General features: G+C 77.2%; 5 protein-coding genes. 3 read left to right on the forward strand and 2 right to left on the reverse strand.

Annotated features, from left to right (window positions below; all coding sequences use genetic code 11):
* Window positions 1–925: AraC family transcriptional regulator (locus ABD317_RS33870; protein ID WP_344295167.1), on the reverse strand; the 925-nt coding region annotated here is incomplete at its 3' end.
* Window positions 926–990: 65 nt separating this feature from the next.
* Here ABD317_RS33870 and ABD317_RS33875 point away from each other — a divergent pair.
* The gene (locus tag ABD317_RS33875) at window positions 991–1593 is read left to right on the forward strand and encodes a TIGR03086 family metal-binding protein (protein WP_344295169.1); all 603 of its coding nucleotides are present in this window, start codon (window positions 991–993) and stop codon (window positions 1591–1593) included.
* Between the two features lie 12 nt (window positions 1594–1605).
* On the opposite strand, the gene ABD317_RS33880 is transcribed toward ABD317_RS33875, so the two are convergent.
* The gene (locus tag ABD317_RS33880; protein ID WP_344295171.1) at window positions 1606–2007 is read right to left on the reverse strand and encodes a cupin domain-containing protein; all 402 of its coding nucleotides are present in this window, start codon (window positions 2005–2007) and stop codon (window positions 1606–1608) included.
* Window positions 2008–2105: 98 nt separating this feature from the next.
* Between ABD317_RS33880 and ABD317_RS33885 the strand changes: the two genes are divergently transcribed.
* Both ABD317_RS33885 and thrS read left to right on the forward strand, forming a co-directional pair.
* Window positions 2106–3155 (forward strand): helix-turn-helix domain-containing protein, encoded by a 1050-nt coding sequence (locus ABD317_RS33885; RefSeq protein WP_344295173.1) that lies wholly within the window; start codon window positions 2106–2108, stop codon window positions 3153–3155.
* Window positions 3156–3407: 252 nt separating this feature from the next.
* The coding region (thrS, locus tag ABD317_RS33890) for a threonine--tRNA ligase (RefSeq protein WP_344295175.1) at window positions 3408–4517 on the forward strand (1110 nt) is incomplete at its 3' end.

Genomic DNA, 4517 nt, shown 5'->3' on the forward strand with positions numbered 1-4517 from the left:
CCATGTGCCGTGCCAGCCACGTGCCGTGCCGGGCTCGTCCCGTGCCGGGCTCGTCCCGTGCCGGGCTCCCCCGTGCCGGGCGCGCACCGCGCCGCCCCGCCCCGCGTGCGCAGCCCGCCGTGCCGCCCGCGTACCGCGACGGCGGGGCGCCCACCGTCGCCGTGAAGTCCCGCGTCAGATGGGCCTGGTCCGCGTAGCCCAGGTCCGCCGCCAGCGCGGCGAGGTCCAGCGCCGCGCCCGCGTCCGCCCGCGCCGCCGCCTCCTGCAGCCGGGCCCGCCGCAGTACCCACTTCGGGCTCGCCCCGACGTACTCCGCGAACAGCCGCTGCAACCGCCGTACGGACATCCCCGCCCCCAGCGCCACCTCGTCCACCCGCAGCAGCCCCGGCTCCGCCGCGATCCGCGCCACCGCGGCCGCCGCCTCCTCGGCGGCCGGGTCGGGCGCGGCCGGCAGCAGCGGGCGCAGGAAGTCCTCCGCGCGGGCGCACATCTCCGGCGGGTCGCCCGCCGCCAGCACCGCCCGGCTCACCTCCGCCACCCGCGGCCCGAACAGCTCCGCCGCCGGCACCCGCCGGTCCGCCAGCTCCGCGACCGGCCCCGGCGCCAGCGCCCGGAAGCCGCCCGGCCGGAACCGCACCCCGAGCACCTGCCCGGCGCCGGCCAGCCGGCGGACGAACAGGTCGCGCTGCACCCCGTACACGAGCGGCTCGGGCTCCTCGAAGACCAGGTGGAGGGCCGGGTGCGTGAGCACCTTCGTGTCGTACGTGTCGGCGCCCGGCAGCCGCCAGCGCACGTGCCAGTACCGCTCGACGAACGGCGCGACCGCCGCGCCCGGCGCGCGGCGGTCGAGCGTGGCGAGGCGGGCGTGCTCGCCGGGGTGCAGCACGCCGTGCGCGTCGTCGAATCCGGAGCCGGGCGTAGGCATACGCGCAGCGTAGCTGTCGCGTTTGTTCAAGACCCGCCGCGCCGCCCCGCCGTACGTTCACCCGTATGAGCAGCGAGAACAGCACCAACGCAGACGTGTACGCCGTGATGAAGGAGTGCGCGGAAGAGGCGGCCCGTATCGCCCGCGGCGTGCGGCCGGAGCAGCTCGACGGGCCGACGCCCTGCGCGGACTGGGACGTCCGCACCCTCGTCAACCACTGGGTCGCCTTCACCTCCCACGGCCTGGAGCACCGTGCCCTGCGCACCCCGCTCCCCGAGGAGCTGCCGAAGCGCGACTTCGCCGCCGAGCCCGGCTGGGCGGACGCGTACGCCGCGCAGCTCGACCGCGCCGTCGCCGCCTGGGCGGCACCCGCGGTCTGGGAGGGCGACGTCGACCTGGGCTTCCTGTCGATGGCGGCGCCGGAGGTGGCCGCGGTGATCGCCAAGGAGATGGCGGTGCACGGCTGGGACGTGGCGCGCGCCACCGGGCAGGAGTACCGGGCCTCGGCGGGGGTGGCCGCGCTCGTTCTGCGGGTCGCGGAGGACCACGGCGAGATGTACCGGAAGTACGACGGCTTCGCCGAGGCCGTGTCCGTACCGGCCGACGCCCCGCCCTTCGACCGCGCGCTGGCCGCGACGGGCCGCGACCCGCAGTTCGGGGCCGGTTGACCCCGGGCGGCGCTACGCCAGCTCGAAGCCGGTCGTCGACGGGATGTGGCCCGGCACGGCCTCGTGGCGGTCGCCGGTGTTCACCGTGCCGGCCGGCTCGAACATCATGATCGCCGTGCCGGGCGCGGCCACCGGCCGGTGCTCGACGCCGCGCGGCACGGTGAACACCGCGCCCTTCGACAGCGTGACCGTACGCTCGCCGCCCTCCTCGCGCAGGCCGATGCGCAGCTCGCCCTCGATGACGAGGAAGAACTCGTCGGTGTGTTCGTGCACGTGCCACACGTGCTCGCCCTCGGCATGCGCGATCTTGACGTCGTAGTCGTTGACTCGCGCGACGACGTGCGGACTCCACGGTTCCGCGATGCGCTCCAGCGCGTGGCCGAGGGCCGTGGGCTCGGAGGGGTGGCTGATCACGGTGGGCTCCTCGCTTCCCTCGCCGCAGGTGTTGCGGCGATCTCTCCCCACCCATCCTGCGCGTGACAGGGGCCCGCCGGGAGTGCTACGAATCGCATATGCCGCAAGGATCCTCGCAGCGGGACGAGCCGCCCCGGCCGCACCGCGTCGCCATGCTCGTGGACGCCGGCTCGAACCCCTTCGAGATGGGCATCGCCACCGAGCTGTTCGGGCTGCGCCGCCCCGAGCTGGACGTGCCGTGGTACGACTTCACGCTCTGCGCCCCCGTCCCCGGCGTGCGCATGCACGACGGCTTCTTCACCCTTTCGGGCGTCCCCGGCCTGGCCGCCGCCGACGCCGCGGACACCGTGATCGTCCCCAACCGCCCCGACGACACCCCGCCCACCGCCCCCGTCGTCGCCGCCATCCGCCGCGCCGCCGCCCGCGGCGCCCGGCTCGTCAGCTTCTGCACCGGCGCGTACGCCCTGGCCGCCGCCGGCGTGCTCGACGGCCGCCCGGCGGCGATCCACTGGCGCTGGGCCGACCGCTTCGCCGCCCGCCACCCGGCCGTACGGGTCCGGCGGGACGTGCTCTTCGTCGACGACGGCGATGTGCTCACCGCCGCCGGCAGCGCCGCCGCCCTGGACCTGGGGCTGCACCTGATCCGCCGCGACCACGGCGCTGACGTGGCCAACCACGTCAGCCGGCGCCTCGTCTTCGCCGCCCACCGCGACGGCGGGCAGCGGCAGTTCATCGAGCGCCCGGTGCCGGAGGTGCCGGACGCGTCGCTCGCCCCGGTGCTCGCCTGGGCGGCGGCGCGCCTCGACCGCCCGCTGACCGTCGCCGACCTGGCCGGGCAGGCCGCCGTCAGCCCCGCCACGCTGCACCGGCGGTTCGCCCGCGAGCTGGGCACGACGCCGCTGGCGTGGCTGACGGGGGAGCGGGTGGCGCTGGCGTGCCGGCTGATCGAGCGCGGCGAGGGGCGGCTGGAGGTGGTGGCGCGGACGAGCGGTCTTGGCACGGCCGCGAACCTGCGGACGCAGCTGCGCCGGCGCACGGGGCTGAGCCCGTCGGCGTACCGGGCCCGCTTCGGCCCGGCGGGAGGCGGGCCCGCAGCGGCGGCACCCCCGGGGCCCGTGACGTCGCGGCCCGCGGACGTACGCGCGTAGCCCGCACCGCCCCCGGAGGCACCCGCCGGGCCCGGGCCCGGCACCGAAAACGGGTCGGCTCCGGCCTGCCGCCCCTGCTAATCTCCCGCCCATGAAGCGCGCTGTGCAGACGACGACGCCGGACACCGTCCCGGCGCGCTGACGTAACGACCCAGCCGAAGCCCCGGGGCGACCGCCCCGGGGCTTCGGCGTGCGCGCCCCCGCGGGCGGCCCCCGGCCCACCGGCCCCCACCGACCCGCGAGGAGCCCACCGTGCAGGACCACCGCCGCCTCGGCCGCGAACTCGACCTCTTCGACACCGACCCCCTCATCGGCGCCGGCCTGCCGTACTGGCTGCCCGCCGGCGCCGCCGTCCGGCAGGCGCTGGAGGAGTACGTCGCCGACGTCGAGCGCCGCGCCGGCTACCAGCGCGTCTACTCGCCCGTGCTCGGCAAGCGCGAGCTGTACGAGCTGTCCGGCCACTGGGAGCACTACCGCGACGACATGTTCCCGCCCATGGAGCTGGGCGGCCCGGGCGGCGAGCAGGTCGTGCTCCGCCCCAGCCTCTGCCCCCACCACGCGCTCATCTACCGCTCCCGCGAGCGCAGCTACCGCGAACTCCCGCTGCGCCTGGCCGAGCTGGGCGGCATGTACCGCGCCGAGCTGTCCGGCGTCCTCGGCGGGCTCACCCGCGTACGCGCCATCCAGCTCAACGACGCGCACGTCTTCTGCACCCTGGAGCAGGTCGCCGACGAGGCGCTGGCGGCGCTGCGGCTCGTCCGCGAGGCGTACGCGGCGATGGGCCTCGACGCCGCCCGCTACCGGCTCTCGCTGCCGGGCCCCGGCGGCAAGTACGTGCGCGACCCCGGGCTGTGGCGGCGCGCGGGGGCGCTGCTGGAGAAGGCGCTCGCGGCGGCGGGCGTCGCGTACGAGGCGGAGGAGGACGAGGCGGCGTTCTACGGGCCGAAGATCGACGTGCAGGTGGTCGACGCGGCGGGTCGCGAGTCGACCCTGTCCACCGTGCAGGTCGACTTCCACCAGCCGGCCCGCTTCGGCCTCGCGTACGTGGGCCCGGACGGCGGGCGGCACCGGCCGGTGATGGTGCACCGCTCGGTCGTGGGCAGCGCGGAGCGGGCGATGGCGCAGCTCATCGAGGTGCACCAGGGCGCCTTCCCGCCGTGGCTGGCTCCGGTGCAGGCGGTGGTGCTGCCGGTGGGCGAGGCGGAGGCGGGGTACGCCGAGGCGCTGGTGCGGCGGTGCGTCGGGGCGGGGCTGCGCGCCGAGCTGGCCGGGCCGGAGCGCGGCACCCTGGGGGCGCGGGTACGGGCCTCGCGGCCGGCCCCGTACCCGGCCGTCGTCGGGCCGCGCGAGGCCGGCGGGGGC

The sequence above is a fragment of the Streptomyces synnematoformans genome, from assembly GCF_039531005.1.
GTDB classification, from domain to species: Bacteria; Actinomycetota; Actinomycetes; order Streptomycetales; family Streptomycetaceae; genus Streptomyces; species Streptomyces synnematoformans.

Coding starts and splice junctions, on each gene's coding strand:
- ABD317_RS33875 (WP_344295169.1), top strand. CDS start 991: ATGAGCAGCGAGAACAGCACCAACGCAGACGTGTACGCCGTGATGAAG.
- ABD317_RS33885 (WP_344295173.1), top strand. CDS start 2,106: ATGCCGCAAGGATCCTCGCAGCGGGACGAGCCGCCCCGGCCGCACCGC.